Genomic DNA, 20305 nt, shown 5'->3' on the forward strand with positions numbered 1-20305 from the left:
GACACGCTGGTTGGTGACCGCGGCGCGGATACGCTGGACGGGAATGGCGGCAGCGACCGGGTGTCCTACTCTTACGAGACCGGCACCCGCGGGATAAGCGCAAACCTGACCGCTGGTACGGTGGTCGACACTTATGGGTTTGTAGATACGTTGATCGGCATCGAATTCCTTGCCGGTTCTCTCAATGACGACACTCTGCGCGGGTCTGCCGATGGCAACCTTCTGATCGGCGAAGACGGCAACGACCTGATCGAGAGCTTTGCCGGGAATGACATCCTGATCGGTGGAGATGGCAACGATACGCTGGACGGCGGCGCAGGTGTGGACGAAGTGTCTTACCTGCGCGAAGGCGGCAATCAAGGCGTCAACGTCAATCTGACCACCGGTGTTGCAACAGATACTTATGGCGCGACCGACAGCCTGATTTCCATTGAGCGCCTTTACGGCACCGAGCAAGCCGACACCCTTGTCGGTTCGGCGGAAGGCGATCTGATCTTCGGAGAGGCGGGCAACGACCTGATCCAGTCGCAGGGCGGCAATGACACGCTGGTTGGTGACCACGGCGCGGATACGCTGGATGGGGACGGCGGCAGTGACCGCGTGGCCTATTCCTATGAAACCGGATCGCGCGGCATCAGCGCCAACCTGACCGCTGGTACGGTGATCGACACCTACGGGTTTGTCGATACCCTGATCGATATCGAGATGCTGGCCGGATCGCTTAACGACGACACCTTGCGCGGGTCGGCCACGGGCAACCTGCTGATCGGAGAAGACGGCAACGACCTGATCGAGGGGTTTGGTGGAAACGACATCCTGATCGGCGGGGACGGCAACGACACCCTGAGCGGTGGCGCCGGTGTGGACGAAGTGTCCTATTTGCGGGACGGCGGCACACTTGGCGTCAATGTCAACCTGACCACCGGTGTCGCGACCGATACATTCGGTGGTACGGACCGGCTCAGCTCGATCGAGCGCCTTTACGGCACCGAGCAAGCCGACACCCTTGTCGGTTCGGCGGAAGGCGATCTGATCTTCGGCGAGGCAGGCAATGACCTGATCCAGTCGCAAGGCGGCAACGACACGCTGGTTGGTGACCGCGGCGCGGATACGCTGGATGGGGACGGCGGTAGTGACCGCGTGGCCTATTCCTATGAAACCGGATCGCGCGGCATCAGCGCCAACCTGACCGCTGGTACGGTGATCGACACCTATGGGTTTGTCGATACTCTGATCGATATCGAGATGTTGGCCGGATCACTTAACGACGACACCTTGCGCGGGTCGGCCACGGGCAACCTGCTGATCGGGGAAGACGGCAACGACCTGATCGAGGGGTTTGCAGGCAGCGATATCCTTGTCGGGGGCGACGGAACCGATACGCTGAACGGCGGCGCCGGTTTGGACGAGGTGGCCTATAACCGCGAGGGTGGCAACTTGGCGGTGAACGTTAACCTTGAAACCGGCATTGCAACAGACACTTACGGGGCGACCGACACATTGAGTTCCATTGAACGCCTTTATGGCACCAACCAGAATGACACGCTGATCGGCTCGGCCGCCGGTGACCATTTCTTCGGCCTTGAGGGCGATGACTTGATCCAGTCTCAAGGCGGAAATGATACCTTGGTCGGAAACGAGGGCGCGGACACGCTTGACGGGGATGGCGGTTATGACCGTGTATCCTACTCTTATGAACAGGGCGCGCAGGGCATCAATGCGAACCTGACCACGGGACGCGTGGTCGACACCTACGGCTTTGTCGATACGCTGATCGAGATCGAATATCTCGCGGGGTCGCCCCATGATGATATCATGCGCGGCTCGGCCACAGGCAACTTCCTGATCGGCCTTGGCGGCAACGACCTGCTGGAAGGGTTTGCGGGCAACGACATCATGGTCGGGGACGCAGGCAACGACACGCTGAACGGCGGCGTGGGGCTTGATCTGGTCGTTTACACCAATGAACTTGGCGGGGCCGGTGTCAATGTCAACCTGGCCACCGGCGTAGCGCGGGACACCTATGGAAACACCGACACGCTGATCGACGTGGAATATGTCGAGGGGTCGGAAGGGAACGACACGCTGCTCGGGTCCGCCGCGCGCGAAGAACGCTTCTTCGGGCATGGCGGGAACGACCTGATCGACGGCGGGGACGGAAACAACCTGATTTTCACGGGTGCGGGCGACGATACCATCCGGATCGGGACCGACGCGCTGGATGCGCGTGACACGATCGTGATCAACGGCGGCGGCGACAAGCTGATCACCGGTTATGGCGCGCTCGGAACACCCTATGAACACCTCATGGTGTTCTACTATGCCGAAGATCTTACCGTGAACCTTGCGACGGGCTACGCCCGGTCCGCGTCGGGGTCTCTGAACGTCGATTTTTCTGGCGCGCGCCATATCCTCGAACTGGCCAGCGGCCACGGCAACGACCACCTGATCGGCGGTAACCCCCTGCATGATTACCTGGAATGGTTCACGGGCAACCGGGGCAATGACACGATCGACGGCGGCGCCGGGACGGGTGACACCGTGGTTTATATCGTCGAGGAAATCAAAGGCTCGACAGATGAAAACGGGCGCCAGGTTTATGGCACGCAAGGGGTGAACGTGAACCTCGCGCAAGGCTGGGCCATTGACACCTTCGGAGACCGCGACACCCTGATCTCGATTGATCAGGTGCATGGCACAACCTTCAACGACACAATCACCGGCGACGCCCAGAACAACGATTTCTGGACCTATGGTGGTGCCGACGTGATCGACGGCGGCGCGGGCGAAGACCGCGTGCATTATGACGAGACCGGATCGCAGTCCGGCCTGACTGTGGGTGTGACGGTCAACCTTGCGCAGGGGTTCGGCATCGACGCAGCCGGGTTCCGTGACACGCTGACTAATATCGAACACGTCCTGACCACACCCTATGACGACATCATCACTGGGGATGCCATCGGAAACCGCCTGTTCGCCTTTGACGGCGACGACTCACTGGTGGGCAACGGCGGAGCCGATACGCTTAAGGGCGACGAAGGCAACGACACGCTGCGCGGCGGCACCGGCACCGATGAACTTTGGGGCGGCGACGGCGTCGACATTCTGGACGGCGGCGGTGGCGACGACACCGTGCGCTATCTGGATGACACGAGCGCCGTAAACCTGAACCTCACGGCAGGAACAGCGGTCGACAGCAGCGGCAGCACCGACCAGCTGATCTCGATCGAAAGCGCATATGGGTCAAATTTCGGCGATACCATCGTGGGTAGCAGCGCGATCAATCGCCTGTTCGGGGCCGATGGCGATGACACCATCTCGGGGGGCGGCGGCAATGACGTCATCCTTGGTCAGACCGGTCATGACAACCTTTCGGGGGGCACTGGCGACGACGAGCTTTGGGGCGGTGAAGGTGACGACACCCTTGACGGCGAAGACGGGAGCGACCTTGTCCAATACCGGCAGGCCATGGTGGCCGTACAGGTCGACCTTGCGGCGCAAACGGCAACCGATGGCGAAGGTGGCACAGATACGCTGCGCAATATCGAGAACGTGAACGGCAGCAATTACAGCGACATCCTTGTCGGGGATGCGGCCGACAACCGACTGTTCGGGTTTGACAGCGGCGACAGTATCGATGGCGGCGCCGGAAACGACCTGCTGGTTGGCGGTAATGGAGACGACACGATGCTTGGCGGAGACGGCGACGACGTCCTGCAAGGCGAACTTGGCGACGACCTGCTGGATGGCGGCGACGGGGAAGACCTTGTCCAGTATCGCACGGCACCGACGGGTATTCTGGCCAACCTCAACGCCGGTTTTGCCAATGACGGCCTGGGTGGCACCGATATGCTTCGTTCGATCGAGGACATCCATACCACCCATTTCAACGACATAATCGTCGGCTCGGGGGCCAACAATGCCATTCAGGCGCTGGACGGGGATGACGTGATCACCGGCGGCACCGGGCGCGACCTGCTGGTCGGCGGCAATGGTGGCGATACCTACCACTTCTATATTGGCGACGGCATCGACACGATCAACGATCTCGGCACTGTCGGCGACGGGATCGACACGGTTTACATACACAGCTATGGCTCGATCCACGCAACGGTTCTGCAATCCGCAAATGGGCAGAACATCACGCTGGATTTCGGCCCGACGCGCGACGCGGTGGTTCTGGTCAACACGTTCGACGCGAACCACAACAGCGCCATCGAACGCATTGTGTTCAACGACGGGGTGACGTGGGATCACGCCACGCTTGTCTCCAATATCGGCCAGATTGCGCGCTGGGTGCCGAACACGCCGACCGATGGCGATGACTATCTGCGCGGCACCCCCAACGCCGATACGATCGACGGAGGAATTGGCAATGACTCGATCCTCGGGCTTACCGAGAACGACTCGCTGACGGGCGACGTGGGCAACGACACGCTGCGTGGTGGCGACGGGGCCGATACCCTGCTCGGCGGGGCCGGAAACGACCTTCTGGAAGGCGGCACCAGCAACCTTGATGGCAATGACATCCTGCGCGGCGGCGGCGGCAACGATTATATCTACGGGGGGTTCGGCGACGACTCGCTTCAAGGGGATGGCGGTGCGGATACGCTGTCTGGCGGAGCAGGTCACGACACGGTTACGGGCGGCAGCGGCGACGACGTTGCCGTTGTCGATGCCGCAAGCAGCGCGGTTTCCGCCGAAGATGTGGCGGGCGATTTGTTGATCACGACACAAGACGGCACGTTGCTGATCCGCAGCGATGTGGAAACCGTTCAGTTCACAGACACCACCCTGTCCTTTGCCGATGCGCTTGCACTCAGCCTGAACATGGATCTCAACCTGCAGGGCACCAACGCGGCAGACACATTGGTTGGCCAGGGCGGAAATGACACGATTTCGGGCCTTGCGGGCGGTGACCTGTTGCAGGGCATGGGCGGCAATGACCAACTGTTTGGCGGGGAAGCCGGTGACGTGCTGGAAGGCGGCGATGGCAATGACACGCTGATCGGCGGACAGGGCAATGACACACTGGATGGCGGCGCCGGATTTGATACGGCGCTGATCGCCGCCGACAGCGCAACCGTGACGGTCACCGAAGTCGGGAATGACCTGCTTGTCACCACCGAAAACGGCTCCAGCCTTGTGCGGTCGAACGTGGAAAGCATCCAGTTCAACATCAACACCTTCTCGTTCGAAGGTCTGCGGTACCTGAATGCCGTGGCGGACCTTGACCTGACAGGCACCAGCGGGGCTGACTCGCTGGATGGCGACGAAGGCAACGATACGTTGCGCGGACTTGCCGGAAACGATCAGTTGCAAGGGCTTGATGGGGACGACCTCCTGCTTGGCCATGGCGGCCACGACCGGTTGCTTGGCGGCAACGGCGACGATCGTCTTTCGGGCGGCGCGGGTGACGACACGCTGATCGGCGGCGACGGCACGGATACTGCGGTGATCTCGGCGGACAGCACTGCGGTCAGCGTGAGCGAGGTCAACAGCGGCCTGCTTGTCACGACCGCTGACGGCAGTCACGAACTGCGCAACGATATCGAGCAGATCATGTTCGACGACGCGACCCTGACCTATGCGGAACTCGCCCAGCTGATCTCGGTCGCCGATATTGTTGCCATGGGTACGGCTGGCAATGACACGCTTGACGGCGATGAAGGCAATGACTCGCTGTCCGGCATGGAAGGCAACGACCTGCTGCGCGGCTTTGCCGGGGACGACCATCTCGATGGCGGCAACGGCACCGACACCGTGGTCGGCGGCGAAGGCGATGACATCATCTTTGGCGGGACGTCAGAGATTGACCTGCGTGATCTGGTCTATGGCGGCGCCGGAAACGACAGCATCGAAGGCGGGTACGGCAATGACGAACTGCGCGGAGATGGCGGCAACGACACCATCGCAGGCGGGTTTGGCGCGGATACGGTGATCGGCGGGGCGGGCGACGACCTTCTGACCGGAAGCGCGTGGTCCGATGTGATCTTCGGGGCCGATGGCGATGATTTCGTCAACGGTGGCTGGGGCCACGACCGTGTGAATGGCGGCACTGGTGCCGACCGGTTCTTCCATATCGGCATCCGCGACCACGGCTCGGACTGGATCCAGGATTACAATGCCGCCGAAGGGGATGTCCTGCATTTCGGCATCGGCACGGCCCGCAGCGATCAGTTCCAGATCAACTATACCCATACCGCGACAGCGGCCGGAGAACGGTCGGGCGATGACGCCATCGAAGAGGCGTTTGTGATCTATCGTCCAACCGGCCAGATCATGTGGGCGCTGGTGGATGGCGCAGGCCAGAGCGCCATCAACCTCCAGATCGGCAGCACCGTGTATGACCTGATGGCATGATTCCAGGTTCAGGAACCAAACTCAGGCCGCCTGTCCAATGCAGGCGGCCTTTTTCTATGGCCCCGTGACGTCTTCCCGTTGCGCGGACAGCCCCATTGACAGAACAACGGGCGCGCGGCGCTGACGGTCCTTGAAATCCGCCTTGTCGCGCAGGCCTCGCCACCCTGCCTCAATCAGGCTTTTCGCCACCGACGCGCCCAGCGTGTTGCCCGGCCCCAGCACGATGAACACATCCGGCATGAGATCGCGCGCGGTCACGCGGATGGCCGCAGCAAAATCATACATCGAGGTAACCTGCGTGCCGAGCGTATAGCCCCGCAAGACCTCTGGCTGGGATACACGGCCCGACCAGAACGCCCCGCGCCCGTCAATCAGCGGCAGCTGTGGTGCCCCGAACAAAGACGCCGCAAGCCGCGCCTGCCCTTCCGCCGCCACCGGCGCCTGCAACCCCGTATGGAACGCGGCATGGCCCGGCAGGCGCAGTGGATAGCGACCCTCGCGGCGGGGCATCTCGGCTTCAAAAGCCGACAGGCCCGCTTCGTTTCCAGCCAGCACTAGCATCCCGCCCAGATCAATCGACAGGTCCAGCGTGTGATCGCGGCGTGTCTGGATGTCGCCCACCTTAGCCAGGATCGCGGCACGCACACCGGGAATGGGACGCCAATCCTCATCAAAGAACGGATAGACCAACTGCCCGCCCACCCCTTGCGCTTGCATCAGCGCGCCCATGGTATTGGCGATGCGAAACCCGTCTGGCGCGGAGACCGCCCCGGCGCAGGCCAGCGCCGTGTACCACCCCATCGAATTTCCGGTCACGCCCAGAATGTCGAACCGGTCTCGGTCAATCGACAGGAAATCCGCATAGGCGCAGGCAAAAATCAGGCCCGAAGCATTGTCCCCGCGCTGGTGACGTGCAGCGTACCGGTCGGCAGCATCCAGCCCCAGCAGGCCCTCTTGCCCCGCCTCAGCCCGGATGGCCTCAAAGCCTTCGAATAACGCGGTCTTTTCCTTGTGGTAACGGCCAAGATACCCCAACTCTTCGCGGTTATACGTGCCCCGCCCCGGAGCCACGACGACGGCGGTTTGTCTCATGGTGCGCACCAAAGGGTCCGCGCCGCATGGGCAATGCTGGCGCGGGACGGCATGGTCGCGGCATAGGCAGGCCCTGTCGCGATAAAGCTGTCCTCGGCGGCAATCCGGGCATGAGGCAAGGTCGTCTTTTCATGCAACAGGGCCATCAGCGCCTCTGATTGGCTACCGGTGATGCGGCATTCATCCACGATCAGAACCTTTTCGGCCCCTTCCAGCGCGTCCAGAATACCGGCCTCGGGCAAGGGGGCCAACCATCGCATGTCGATGATGCGGGTCTCGATCCCGTCTTGCCGCAGGTCTGCTGCCGCCTGCGTCGACAGGTAACGACCGTTTCCATAGGTCAGGATGGCCAGCGGCCCGTCGCCCTCGACCCCGACCGAGCCCAGCGCGTGGCGCTGCCCCGGTGCGGGATAGCTCGTCATCCAGCCGCCGTCTTTCTCGGACAAGAGATCCCGCATCGGATAAAGCGCGATCGGTTCAACCATGACCACCACGCGTTGTTCTTCGCGGGCCAGACGCACACATTCGCGCATCATCATCACGGCATCGTCGCCTCGAGAGGGACAGGCAATGATCATGCCCGGAATATCACGCAGCACGGCCAGGGAATTGTCATTGTGGAAATGCCCCCCGAACCCCTTTTGATAGCCAAGCCCGGCAATCCGCACCACCATCGGGTTGGCAAACTGCCCGTTCGAGAAAAACGGCAGGGTTGCCGCCTCGCCGCGCAGCTGATCTTCGGCATTGTGCAAATAGGCGAGAAACTGGATTTCGGGCAAGGGCACAAACCCGTTATGCGCCATGCCGATGGCCAGCCCCAGAATGGATTGTTCATCCAGAAGGGTGTCGATCATCCGATCTGTTCCGAACCGTTCCGCCAGCTTTTGCGTGACGCCATACACTCCGCCCTTGCGACCGATATCCTCGCCCATCATGACGATTTCGGAGTGTTCCAGCATCAGGTCGGTCAGCGCCCAGTTCAACAGGCGCGACATGGGTTGCGGGGTCTCGATCTGTTTGAGATCACTGCCAAAGGCTTGGGCGCGGGTCTCGGGCGTCGGGCCGTTGGTTGGTGCACAGGCGCGCCCGGGCGGGATCAGCGAGGCCATCACCTGCTCCGCGGTTTCAAGACGGGGGCGCGTGACGACCTCGGCGGCGACGCGGGTGCATTGATCTTCGATCTCTTGATAGGTGTCGAGCACCTCGTCCGCATCCATCACCCCGGCTTCGATCAACAGGCGCGCCGAGTGCAACAGCGGATCATCCGCCTCCCACCCTTCGAACACGTCCTTGGGCAAATAGGCCTGTTGAAGGTCCGACCCCGCATGACCGTAAAGCCGGACCAATCCGAGGTGCAGGAAGGCGGGCTTGCGCCGTGTGCGGACATAGTCGGCGGCTTCGGACGCGACCTTGTAAGTGTCATAAAGATCAAGCCCGTCCGCGCGGAAATACTTCAGGCCCGGCTTGTTTTGGAAATTGGCCGCGACCCAGCCCTCGGGGGTGCGGGTTGAAATGCCAATACCGTTGTCTTCGCACACGAACAACAGGGGCAGCGGTACCGATTGATACGCGGTCCAGCACGCCGTGTTGATCGCCCCTTGCGCGGTGGAATGGTTCGAGGATGCATCCCCAAAAGAACACATGACCAGCCCGTCTTCGGCCAGCGTGCGGTGTTCCGGCGGATGCCGGCGAGCCAGACCGATGGAATAGGCCGCGCCAACAGCTTTGGGCAGGTGGCTGGCAATGGTCGAAGTCTGCGGCGGAATGTTCAGTGCCTTTGACCCCAGCACCTTGTGCCGCCCGCCGGAAATCGGATCTTCGCGCGAGGTCGCAAAGGACAAGAGCATGTCCCAGACTGGAGTGGTGCCGGGCACCTGCGCCGAGCGCATGCACTGGAACGCCCCGTCACGGTAATGCAGAAACGCCATATCATCGGGCCGCAACGCGGCCGCCACGGCTGCCATACCTTCATGGCCAGACGACCCAATGGTGTAATAGCCCTGCCCTTCGGCCTGCATCTTGCGCGACCGCCGGTCAAGGTTTCGACTCAGGCACTGGGCGCGAAAGACTGCCACAGCCTGCGCCGCGTCCAGCGGGCCGGAGGGGCTGCGTCCGGGCGGGAATTCCCCTGACACCACCCGTTTGCGAAACGCCTGATCGACAATATCCGCGCGATCCATCCCATTCTCCCTGATCGTCCCTTTGGCCCGTATCTGCCGGATGCGACAGTTGACAGCCCCTCATGTCTGACGGTTCTGTCCGGAAAATCAAGACCATGTCGAATGTCCGACGACCAAATTCCGTGCCCTTCAGTTCGCCTCTGGAAATCCGGCGGAAAACCGGATCAGATGACAGGGTCCGCCCCCTGTCCGACGAAAGACCCCATGCCCCAAGCCCCCGACCTCGTAATCCTGAACGGTGCCCTGTGCACATTCGATCCGGCACAACCGACCGCAACCGCCATTGCAATCTCGGGCCGTCACATCGCCGCCGTCGGCAATGATACCGACATTCGCGCCTTGGCAGGCCCCGCCACCCGGATCATAGACGCGGGCGGGGCGACAGTTCTGCCCGGGTTCATAGACAGCCATGTGCACCTTTTTGCGGGCGCTGCCGAGTTGGACATGCTTGACCTGACGGGGCTGCAAGGGCTGGACCAGCTGCGCGAGGCTGTGAGGGCCTACGCGGCGAACCGCCCCGAAGATCCGCTGATCATGGGGGTCGGGGCCGATTATGACATCGTCGCGCCGGGGATCAGCGCCACCCGCCACGATCTCGATGACGTCTTGCCGGACCGACCGCTCGCCCTGATGACGCCCGACCATCACACAGTCTTTGCCAATACCGCCGCGCTGGAACAGGCCGGCATTCTGCACGGTGCCCCCACGCCCGAGGGCAGCGAAATCCTGATGGCCAAAGACGGCACTGCCGCGGGTCAGTTGAACGAGACCGGGGCATTCGGGCCGGTGCTGCGCCTGTCAGCACTGGGGGGGCGGGATCTCTTGGGTTATGTCACCGGCACCGAGCCCGACCCCGCGGCCACCGCAGCCGAACGCGCCCATGACAAAGAGGTCATCCTGAAGGGGCTGCGCCATTGCGCCAGCCACGGGATCACCGGCCTGCACAATATGGACGGCAATTTCTACCAGTTGGAATTGCTGAGCGAGTTGGAACAGGAAGGTCGCCTGCCCGTCCGCGTTCAGGTGCCAATGCACCTCAAGAACTATGATCCGCTCGACAGGTTGCAGGAAGCCGACGAGATGCGCCATCGCTTCAACAGCGACAAGGTTTATTCGGGTCGGGTCAAGATGTTCATGGACGGGGTTCTGGACAGCTATACCGCCTTCATGCTCGCCCCTTATCCGGGCCGACCCGATACGGTCGGCGACGCGGTGTTCACCGCCGAACAGTTCAACGAGGCTTGTATCCGCGCCGATGCGATGGGCTTGCAGATAAGCGTACACGCCATTGGCGATGCCGCCGTGCGTCGGGTGCTGGATGGGTACGAGGCGGCCCAGCGCACCAATGGCGCACGCGACAGCCGTCACCGCGTCGAACATATCGAAGTGATCGACCCCGCCGACCTGCCCCGCGTACTGGCGCTCGGGGCGGTGGCCTCGGTGCAGCCGCTGCATTCTCCGCTGGGGGGGCTGTTTCCTCCCTACCCACCCGGCGATGTCCTGAGCGCCGCCCAGATCACCCGCGCCTTTGCGTGGCGCGCCCTGCGCGACAGCGGGGCCCGTATGGTGTTTTCGACCGACTGGCCGGTGGTGCCCGTGGACGTGATGCCTTCGATCGCGGGGGCCGTGCATGGCACCGATCTGCCCGCACCTTGGGTCGACAACAGGATCGACCTCATCGACGCGCTGGCGGCCTACACCCGCGACAATGCGTGGATCGAATTCAGCGAACACCACAAAGGCGTTCTGAAAGCAGGATATCTTGCAGATATCGCCGTCATGGACCGCAACCTGTTTGAAGCGCCTACCGAAACTCTGGCCAAGGCCCGAACGGTGGTCACCATCTGTGACGGCGACGTCACCTTTCAGCGCTAGGAAGTGAAAGGGTCAAACGCCCGTCAGAAACGATCCTTGACCAGATGCGTCAGGGTGGCGCCGGTTTCGTAATAGGCCCCCCGCAGCCCAGCAAAAGGCAGGCGATGCACCTTCACCGGCGGCACTGGCAGGGCGTCGGGGGTATCGTTCAACAGCGCTTCGGCAATGTGCTTGCCAAACAGGGTACCAGGAGAGATTCCCCGCCCCGAATACCCGAAACAGACCATCAGCGACGGATCGGGGCAAAGGACTTTGGGCAAGTGTTCGGTCGTCATCGCGATCCGGCCATGCCATGTCTGGCGCAACGGCACCTCTGCAAGCGCGGGGAACATGCGCGTCACCTTGCGCCGCAACCATGTTTCATGGGCAAAGCTGCCTATATGGCCCAATTGCCCCATGGCACCTATAATTAGTCGCCCGGCCTGATCCAGACGCCAGGACGACATCACCAGAGCGGTGTCCCAGCACCCTTCGCGGCCCGGCAAAATGCACGCCTGCGCTGCCGGGTCCATAGGATCGGTCGCGGCCTGAAAGTAGTGCACCGGCACGATCTCGGGCGTGGCAAGCCCGTCCATGGCGCGCGCATAGCCGCCGGTCGCCACCAGCAGGCGGCGCGCCATGATCCGGCCTTGCGGGGTGGTGACAAGCCATCGGTTCCCATCGCGCGCAATTCCGTTTGCTGGGGTTTTTTCATAAAGATGCGCCCCGGCCGCCAGTGCCGCGCGCGCCAGACCCTTGGCATAGGCCAGCGGCTGGATGGTGCCGGCGCGCGGATCGAACAGCGCGCCGTAAACGCGCTCTGACCCAACCCGCGCCACGGCCTCTTCACGCCCGAGCAGCGACACCGGCGCCCCGATGGCCCGCAACTGAGCGTGGCGGTTTTCAAGGTCTTTCATGCCTGATGGGGCGTGGGCACAATGCAGCGTGCCGTTCTGCACGGGTTCACAGGCAATCTTGTGCCGCGCGATCAGGGAAAACACCAAGTCTGGCCCCCGCGCCAGCAACCCCGAAAGGCGCTGGCCGGCGGCATCACCCAGATGGTCGTTGATTTCCTCTGGCGGCAGCCACAACCCCGCATTGGCAAGCCCGACATTGCGCCCGGATCCACCGCTGCCAAAACTGTCGGCCTCGATCAGGCAGACCGAGGCCCCGGCCTCGGCCCCGTGCAGGGCGGCTGACAGGCCGGTATACCCCCCGCCGATAACGGCGAGATCACAGTCCACCGCATCGGCCAAGGCCGGGGTCGACACCGTTTCCGCACAGCTGTGGTGCCAAAGGCTGGATGAAATATCGCCGGTCATTGCGGCCTCTCGCTCAAACTCCCGCGCGTCCTTTCTTGCGTCTTGCGCAGGGTCTGTAAATACCGGAAATGACCGGACCACCCGCGCCCCGGTGCTCGCGCCGTAACGCAAGGTTATTTGCCTTTCCCATTGCCGCCCTGTCGCGCGCACGCCAACCTGAAACCCTCTGCGACCACAAAGGACAGGCCATGCAGGCACCCCCCGACCCCTCCGACTTTATCCCGTTCGAAAGCTTTGAAATCGGACAGGTCCAGAAATTCGGCGCCTACGAGGTGACTAAGGAAGAGATTATCGAATTTGCCTCGAAATACGATGCGCAGTTCTTTCACCTTGATGAAGAGGCCGCGAAACATTCGTTGTTCGGCGGGCTCTGCGCGAGCGGATGGCACACCTGCGCGATGACAATGGCCATGATGGTCGAACATATGGACGACCGCGGGGGCGGCCTTGGGTCGCCGGGGCTGGATGAATTGCGATGGCTGAAACCGGTCTTCCCCGGCGATGTCCTGTCGGTCGAGATGGAGGTTCTGGATCTGATCCCGTCGAAAAGCAAACCCATCGGGTTTGTCGTAAACCGGACCACAACCTTCAACGATAAAGGTGAACCGGTCATGACATTTGTCAGCAAGATCATGTTTCCACGCGGCACCTCTGACGGCTGAAACAGCCATTACAAAAACCTGTCAGCGCCCCGTTACAAATCCGACACCGCTCCGCAACCTGACTGATACACACGGTTGCTAGCTCGTGCCTCGTCCAATTTTCGGAGGCACGAATTTCCATGACATCCCCCTTCACACCTGATGCCACTGTTGGCATTACCCCTGTCGGTCAGTTGCAAAGTGGCGAAACCGAGCTTTTCACCGGCGGATCCGAAGTGGTCAGCACTGACAACGGCCTGGCCTATGTCACCAACGGCGCGCAGGACCGTATTGACGTATTCGACATCGCAACCCAGACTCTGGTGCGCTCGCTCGACCTGAGCGGGATCAACGGCTATGACGGGGTTCAGTCGGTCACCGCAACCAATGGCATCGTCGCAGCAGCCATTGCCATCGATGACGCCGAATCGGCGCAACAGGTCAACATGATGGTCGCTGAAGAGGGCTGGCACACAGCGCCGATCCTGACCATCGGCGGGCAGCTTGAAAACGGCTATACCCCTGTCGGGATCATGGACGGTATCGGGGCCATCGCCCATCCGACCGATGACAGTCTGGTCCGGATTTATGTCAACCACGAACTGACTGGCAATGACGGCTCCGAGTTCGAAGTTGACGGCATGACGCTTAATGGCGCGCGGGTCTCATATTTCGACATCGACAAGAATACGCTGTCGATCGTCGATGGCGGACAGGCAATCCAAGCGATCTACAACGCGGCGGGCGAACGCGCCACTTCGGCCGATGATTTCGCGATTGATGGTGGCAATGGGCTCACCCGTCTTTGCTCGGCGCAGATGGTCGAAGCCGAACAGTTCGGCACGGGCAACGGCCTTGTTGATACACTGTTCTTCACTGGCGAGGAAACCGGTGGCAACTATTCCGGTGTTGGCGGTGGCCAGTGGGTTCTGGACGTAGACACCGGAGATCTTTGGGCAGTACCCGCCTTTGGTCGCGGTGCTTGGGAAAACGTGACCGAGATCGACACGGGCACCACGACCCATGTTGCCTTCCTTCTGGCAGATGACACATCACCTTTCGACGCGGATGGCGACGGCGAAAAAGAAGGGGCGCCGATCTACCTCTATGTCGGTGAAAAAGACGCGGACAGCGACAACATTCTGGCGCAGAATGGCCTGACCGGTGGCCAGCTGTACGTTGCGGTCCTGCGCGATAGCGGCGGAGAGACTGTCACAGATCCGTCGATGATCGAGCATGCCGATTTCGGACAGATCACCGATCTTGGCAATATCGAATGGGTGGCTGTGGACAACACCCCGAACATGGGCATGGCCTCGCAGGACGGCGCGAGCGACTATGACGCGTTCGGATACCCGACCCAGCGCAACCTCTGGACACAGGCCGAACAGCTGAACGCCTTCCAAGCTTCACGCCCCGAAGACGTGGCCACCAACCCGGCCGATGGCACCATGGCGGTCCTGGCCTCGACAGGACGCCAGAATGACTTTGGCGGGGCGGACGCGGCAGGTGACATCTACGGCTTCCAGTTCGACTTCTCCAATATCGACGCTCCAACCGCGACGATGAACGTCCTATATGACGGCGACAGCGATCCGGCACAGACCCTGCGCAGCCCCGACAACCTCGAATGGGGGGACGATGGCGCGATCTACATCCAGGAAGACCGCGCGAATGGCGATCTTTATGGTAATGGTGCCGTGAACCCCAACGAAAGCGGCATTGTGCGCCTCGAACTGGATTTCAACGCGGGCACATCAGGGGCGACCCGTATCGCCAATATCGACCAGTTCGCAGTGCCCGAAGGCCAGATCGAAGAGAACCAGGCCAATGGCGGCAACGACGTAGGCGATTGGGAAAGCTCGGGCATCCTGGACGTGTCGAGCCTGTTCGGGCGCGCCCCGGGGACGCTGTTCATCTACGACGTACAGGCGCACGGGATTGACGATCAAGACCGCTGGGTCGAGGGCCATGTGATCAACGATGACGAGCTGCGTGAAGGGGGCCAACTGGGCTTCCTGTCGACCGAAGCTCTGGAGGTCGCCAACCCGATCAACAATATCGCGCCCTCGAACGGCATCGTGGCGTTGTTCAATGAGAACGGCGACAGCCTTGGCACCGTCGAAGTGGGCAACTTGCCCGACATGTTGACCTTTACACCTGACGGGAACAGCATCCTCGTAGCCGGAGAAGGTGAGCCGACTGACAATGGTGACCCGCGCGGCACCGTGTCGATCATCGACATCTCGAACGGTGTCGACAACGCTCAGGTCACGATCCTCGACTTCACCGCTTTCGACGGGCAAGAAGATGCCTTGCGCGCCCGTGGTGTATTGATCGAACCCGGCAATGCCGCCAGTCGGGATCTCGAGCCGGAATACATCGCTGTCTCGCCCGATGGCAGCACCGCCTGGGTCACTCTGCAAGAGGCCAACGCGGTTGCAATCGTCGATCTGACCACCAACACCGTGACCGACATCATGGGTCTCGGCCTGATCGACCACAGCCTTGCTGGCAACGAGATCGACGCATCAGATCGTGACGGCGAGATCAACCTTGCAAATTTTGGCAACCTCTTCGGGATGCGTCAGCCCGACGCCATCGCATCGTTCGAGGTGGACGGGGCCATATATTTCGTGACCGCGAACGAAGGCGATGCCCGTGATGACACGGAATCGCGCATCGACGATCTTGATCTTGACCCTACAGCCTTCCCGGATGCTGAAACCCTGCAATCCGACGAAGTTCTGGGCCGCCTGAACGTGCGTACCGATTTCGGCGACACCGACGGCGATGACGACTATGACGCGCTCTATGCCTATGGCGGGCGCAGTTTCACCATCTACGGCGCGGACGGCAGCATCGTCTATGAAAGCGGCGCGCTGTTCTCGGAACTGGTTGCGCAGATCCGCCCCGAGTTGTTCAACCACTCGGGCGGTGATTTCGACGGACGCTCGGACAACAAGGGCGTGGAACCCGAAGCGGTGGCCGTGGGCCAGGTTGGAGAGCGCACCCTCCTGTTTGTGGGTCTTGAACGCGACAATGGCGTGGTTGTCATGGACGTGTCCAACCCGGCCGAGCCGACCTATGTCACCTATATCGAAGGTGAACTTCAGGGCAACATCAGCCCCGAAACCATTGCCTTCATCCCGGCAGAGCAAAGCACCTCGGGGCAGGCCCAGATCCTCGTGGCCTACGAAGGCGACGGCAATACGGCCATCTTCGACGTCGAGACCGCGCTTGAAAGCATCGGCACCGACGGCGACGACCGTCTTGTTGGCACCGATCTCAACGATCAGTTGAACGGGGCTGACGGGCGCGACACGCTGAACGGCGGCGACGGCGACGACCTTCTGGTCGGTGGCACCTCGGATGCGGACCTGTTCGACCTGATCTTTGCAGGCGCGGGCAACGACACCGCAACCGGCGGGGCGGGCAACGATCTGATCTTCGGCATGGACGGCAACGACCAATTGTCCGGAGGCGTAGGCGCAGATACGCTGGCTGGCCAGACCGGCGACGATATCGTCTCGGGCGGGGCAGGCAGCGACATTCTGCACGGCAATGCCGGGGCCGATTTCCTGAATGGCGGGTTCGGCAACGACCAAATGCATGGCGGAGACGGGGCCGACCGGTTTTTTCACGCAGGCCAGGCCGGTCATGGCAGTGACTGGATTGCCGATTTTGCAGAAGTGGATCGCCTGATCTTCGGCGGCACGGCCAGCGGCGCGGATGACTTTGTCGTGCAGAGCGCGAGCGTCACCGGCGCAGGGGACGCGGGCACCGAAGAAGCCTTCGTCACCCATGTGGCGACCGGCCAGATCCTGTTCGCGCTTGTCGATGGCGCCGACCTGACCCAGCTGGACCTTACTATCGCGGCCACTGGCGAAACATTCGACCTGCTGGCCTAAGCGGCATCTTAAGAAAAACGAACGGCCCCGTCAGGCGGGGCCGTTTTCTGTTAAACCAAAGATCGGGAATCAGGCCATCAAATCATACACCTGCCCGGCAATCATCAGGTTGATGCTGTCCTGACCCGCGCCATCCACAAGTGCCCACATGATCTGGCCCGTGGGGCGATAGATGATGAAAGCCTCTTCGGTACTGTCATCCCCTGACCGTTCGCCATCCGGGCTGGAAGTGTGGGTGGTGTTGATCTGGAACTGGTCTCTGGTCGCACTGCCGATCCCAAAGACAAGCACATCGCCCTCGGCAGCGTCATAGTCCTGAATCCAGTCCGAACCATGGTCACGGATGCCGATATGGAAGAACCGGTCCGCACCCGCGCCACCGTTCACGCGGTCATGACCCCAGCCGCCGTTGACGAAATCGTCGCCGTCCCCGCCGAAAATGACATCCGACCATGCACTGCCGCTCAGGATGTCGGCCCCGGCGCCACCAATCACGGTATCCGCGCCGAACCCGCCCTCGATCGTGTCGTTGCCTGCATCGCCGCGCAGCTCGTCGTTGCCATAGCCGCCATCGATACTGTCATTGCCGTTGCCGCCATAGACCACGTCGCGCAGGTCATTCTCGGTGTTGCCGCCAATCAGTGTGTCATTGCCCTCTTCACCGGCCAAGATGTCGCTGCCATCCCCACCAGACAGAAGGTCATCACCTCCGCGGCCACGCAGATTGTCATCGCCACTGCCAGTGGTAAGCGTATTGTCCACGTCACTTCCGGCGAGAGTCATGCTGATATCCCCGATCAGCAGATAATCTTCGATATTTAGCAAAACGTCGCTGTCTGTATCCGAATGAAACTCGATGATATGTGCGCCTCTGGCAAGATCCACCGCCATCGAATAAGCATTCGCAGCGGTACCGGTCAGATCAAGGAACACCATGTCACGCCCATCTCCACCGTCGATCCGGTCGGCCCCGGCCGTGCCGGAAATCGTGTCATTACCGGCGCCGCCCTGAATGTCGTCATTTCCAGCCAACCCGAACAAGACATCGTCCCCGTCCAACCCCTTCAGCGTGTCGTCGCCTTCTGTACCGGTCAGCGTATCATTCCCCGCCGTGCCGACGATGGCCCCGTTGGAGTCGTCGAAAGTCAGGGTTTCGCCGATCAGGGTCAGGTCGATCTCGCCATCCTGCGCGCCGTCCTCTGCATCCAACGCGGCCAGCCGCCCTGCCCCGCCATAGACCACAAAAGCCGCCCCTACATCCCAGATCGGGATTGACCCGCCCGAGGGCATATCGAACCTCTGGGCTGCGGTGACGATGTCGGCAAAACCGTCATTGTTCACATCCGCAATCGCCCCGCCGCCCATATTGTCGAAGTCTGCAGTACCTGGCAGGCGATATCCGTTGGTGCCGTCCAGCGTGGTCAGGTCAAGCGAGGCGTCAAATGGTGTGCTTTGTCCGAACACCACGTAGGTCGCGCCGCGCCCTGTATCGACGTTGCGGTTTGCCAGAAGGAAATCGTCAATCCCGTCGCCATTCACGTCGCCCGTGCCGCCGATATTGAAGCCGACACCGCCCGACATCGTCACCCCGTTGACGCCGTTCAAAGTGGCCGGATCAAGCGTCGCGGGAAAGCCCGTTGTGCTGCCAAAAATCAGGTAGCCGTTGCTGTGCCCCAGCACCACGAAATCCCCGACACCGTCTCCGTTGACGTCGCCCGCCTCGTTCGCGCGCCAGAGGCCACCGAAATTCGCGACAAACCCGTTTGTACCATCAAAGACAGCCGTGGACAGGTCGGTCGTGCCGCCGGTCAGCGAGGCATCACCAAAGATCACCGTGGATCCATCGCCGCTGCGATTGCGGATCATGAAATCGCCCAGCCCGTCGCCGTTGATGTCGCCGATGCCTTCGCCACGGGTCGAGGTCTCGGTAAACACATGTACCCGCCCGGGCAGGTCTGTCGTAAGGTCCACCGTCGCCGGCAGTGGGTTGCCGTTGCCGAACAGAAGATAGGTCTGGTTGTCATTTTGACTGCTGAGGTAGAGATCGTCGAACCCGTCCCCGTTCACGTCGCCCAACCCGTCCAGTACGATGCCGAACTGCACGGTCGATCCGCTGGCTACGGTGATGGACGCACCGTTTGTGCCATTGAGATCAGAGGGTTCCAGAATCGGGGCAAGCCCGCCATCCTGTCCGTAAATCACGAAAGCTCCGCCATCACTGCTGTTATAGCGGTCCGAACCTACGATAAGATCGTCGATGCCGTCGCCGTTGATATCCCCTGCCGGACCCAGCGCCTCGCCCAGCCATCCGTTAGCCTGATCGCCCTGGAACACGGAATAGAGGTTTCCGTCTGGCTGTAAGCCGGTGCCGAACGAGAAATCATAGCTGGCTGCATAATCCCCTTCACGCCCGTAAACTACATAGGTGATACCCACCTGATCGGCATTGTCAGCGGGGTTTCCATAGCCATTGCCGGCCCCCAATGTCGAGACGCCGAAATCCGCGATCCCGTCGTTATTCACATCCCCGATCGCACGCACCATGCGCCCGAGTTGTGCTGTGCCTTCCGGGCCGAAAAATACGGCGCCCCCCAATCCTGTGGCCAATGGTCCTCTCCTACAATCGCTGTCTTCAATTGCAAAAAGTTTATTGGTGCCTCCCCCTACGTCAACAAAAAAGCGCCCCCCGCAACATTGGGCGGGGGGCGCTCTTGGCATTCATACTTTGTCGTTTTGGCTCACGCCATCAGGTCATAGACCTGTCCGGCGATCATCAGGTTGATGCTGTCCTGACCTGCACCGTCAACCAGCGCCCACATGATCTGTCCCGTGGGACGATAGATGATAAAGGCTTCTTCGATGTTGTCATCGCCCGAGCGTTCGCCATCGGGGCTGGAGGTGTGGGTGGTGTTGATCTGGAACTGCGAGGCGGTCGCCGTGCC

General features: G+C 61.6%; 8 protein-coding genes and 1 pseudogene. 4 read left to right on the top strand and 5 right to left on the bottom strand.

The features are described from left to right. Positions 1-6363, top strand: a 6363-nt coding sequence (locus WNE31_RS17765) for a calcium-binding protein (RefSeq protein ID WP_349981291.1), incomplete at its 5' end; no start/stop codon positions are given. A 54-nt stretch (positions 6364-6417) separates the two neighbouring features. Here WNE31_RS17765 and WNE31_RS17770 read toward each other — a convergent pair. Both WNE31_RS17770 and WNE31_RS17775 read right to left on the bottom strand, forming a co-directional pair. Next, complete coding sequence (locus tag WNE31_RS17770; RefSeq protein WP_349981292.1) at positions 6418-7455, bottom strand: ACP S-malonyltransferase; 1038 nt, start codon at positions 7453-7455, stop codon at positions 6418-6420. Beyond that, on the bottom strand, positions 7452-9635 hold the full coding sequence (locus tag WNE31_RS17775; protein ID WP_349981293.1) for a dehydrogenase E1 component subunit alpha/beta: 2184 nt from the start codon (positions 9633-9635) through the stop codon (positions 7452-7454). Before WNE31_RS17775 ends, WNE31_RS17770 begins: the two co-directional genes overlap by 4 nt. A gap of 204 nt (positions 9636-9839) precedes the next feature. Between WNE31_RS17775 and WNE31_RS17780 the strand changes: the two genes are divergently transcribed. Then, positions 9840-11510 carry an amidohydrolase gene (locus WNE31_RS17780; RefSeq protein ID WP_349981294.1) on the top strand — a complete coding sequence of 557 codons (1671 nt, stop codon included), beginning with the start codon at positions 9840-9842 and terminating at the stop codon, positions 11508-11510. Between the two features lie 23 nt (positions 11511-11533). Here WNE31_RS17780 and WNE31_RS17785 read toward each other — a convergent pair whose 3' ends face one another. Continuing rightward, the gene (locus WNE31_RS17785) at positions 11534-12811 is read right to left on the bottom strand and encodes an NAD(P)/FAD-dependent oxidoreductase (RefSeq protein ID WP_349981295.1); all 1278 of its coding nucleotides are present in this window, start codon (positions 12809-12811) and stop codon (positions 11534-11536) included. Between the two features lie 188 nt (positions 12812-12999). Here WNE31_RS17785 and WNE31_RS17790 point away from each other — a divergent pair, with 188 nt between their 5' ends. Together WNE31_RS17790 and WNE31_RS17795 are read left to right on the top strand one after the other, a co-directional pair. After that, a complete protein-coding gene (locus WNE31_RS17790; protein WP_349981296.1) occupies positions 13000-13473 on the top strand; it encodes a MaoC family dehydratase in 474 nt (157 codons plus the stop codon). A 119-nt stretch (positions 13474-13592) separates the two neighbouring features. After that, a complete protein-coding gene (locus WNE31_RS17795; protein WP_349981297.1) occupies positions 13593-17363 on the top strand; it encodes a choice-of-anchor I family protein in 3771 nt (1256 codons plus the stop codon). A 69-nt stretch (positions 17364-17432) separates the two neighbouring features. Here WNE31_RS17795 and WNE31_RS17800 read toward each other — a convergent pair whose 3' ends face one another. Both WNE31_RS17800 and WNE31_RS17805 read right to left on the bottom strand, forming a co-directional pair. Continuing rightward, positions 17433-19970, bottom strand: a complete 2538-nt coding sequence (locus WNE31_RS17800) for a hypothetical protein (RefSeq protein ID WP_349981298.1) — start codon at positions 19968-19970, stop codon at positions 17433-17435. Between the two features lie 131 nt (positions 19971-20101). Further along, positions 20102-20305, bottom strand: a pseudogene (locus tag WNE31_RS17805) (hypothetical protein); the annotation flags it as partial.

This window comes from Shimia fortis (assembly GCF_040225985.1).
Taxonomy (GTDB): Bacteria; Pseudomonadota; Alphaproteobacteria; order Rhodobacterales; family Rhodobacteraceae; genus Shimia.

What these genes read in the sequence shown, in the direction of transcription:
- WNE31_RS17770 (WP_349981292.1), bottom strand. Translation starts at nt 7,455, where the DNA reads ATGAGACAAACCGCCGTCGTCGTGGCTCCGGGGCGGGGCACGTATAAC.
- WNE31_RS17775 (WP_349981293.1), bottom strand. Translation starts at nt 9,635, where the DNA reads ATGGATCGCGCGGATATTGTCGATCAGGCGTTTCGCAAACGGGTGGTG.
- WNE31_RS17790 (WP_349981296.1), top strand. Translation starts at nt 13,000, where the DNA reads ATGCAGGCACCCCCCGACCCCTCCGACTTTATCCCGTTCGAAAGCTTT.
- WNE31_RS17780 (WP_349981294.1), top strand. Translation starts at nt 9,840, where the DNA reads ATGCCCCAAGCCCCCGACCTCGTAATCCTGAACGGTGCCCTGTGCACA.
- WNE31_RS17785 (WP_349981295.1), bottom strand. Translation starts at nt 12,811, where the DNA reads ATGACCGGCGATATTTCATCCAGCCTTTGGCACCACAGCTGTGCGGAA.
- WNE31_RS17795 (WP_349981297.1), top strand. Translation starts at nt 13,593, where the DNA reads ATGACATCCCCCTTCACACCTGATGCCACTGTTGGCATTACCCCTGTC.